Raw genomic sequence first — 637 nt, forward strand, 5'->3', positions numbered from 1 at the left:
TACTTTGCTCTACGACAGAAAAAAGACCTTCATTTCCAAGAACAGATAGACTCAGAATATAAAGTGCTGAAAAACCAAGGATTTAAGCCAGGGATGTCTTATTTTTATGAAAATGTTAAATGCGGTAAAACAGATGAATTGGGCTTATTTAATATTGCTGTTTATTGGAAACGAAAGTATCGAGAAAAAGGACCGAAAGAACCTTGGTATATCTTGACAAATCTACCCAATCTGCAACAAACTTTATGTCTTTATAGATGCCGATGGGGAATTGAACAGTTTTTTAAAGATTGTAAAACTGGTGGCTATAATTTAGAGGATAGCAAAGCCAATGAGACTCGTTTTTTAGCCCTAGTTTTCTTGATTGTGATTGCTTATAGTTTAGCTACTATGCACGGTCAACGAATGAAGAAATTAGGTATAGAAACTTACGCTGGACGTATTCAACAGCATCAGGATAAGTACCCTCGTCAGAGTGATTTTAGTTTTTCTCTCTACGGACAGTTATGGATTTATGGCATGGATTTGTGGGCTGATTTAGCTCTCAATTTAATTGCTCTCAAACCTCATAAACGCTTATTTTTTCAACGTGGTTTTCAGGCTCTTTTCCTTATGAGACAAGCTGTTTAGCCTCCTT

At 36.1% G+C, this 637-nt stretch carries 1 protein-coding gene; it reads left to right on the plus strand.

The genetic code is table 11. The features are described from left to right. Positions 1 to 630: IS4 family transposase (locus FFR48_RS28300; protein ID WP_137669615.1), on the plus strand; the 630-nt coding region annotated here is incomplete at its 5' end. Positions 631 to 637 lie beyond the last annotated feature (7 nt).

This window comes from Sphaerospermopsis reniformis (genome assembly GCF_005402885.1).
GTDB classification, from domain to species: domain Bacteria; phylum Cyanobacteriota; class Cyanobacteriia; order Cyanobacteriales; family Nostocaceae; genus Sphaerospermopsis; species Sphaerospermopsis kisseleviana.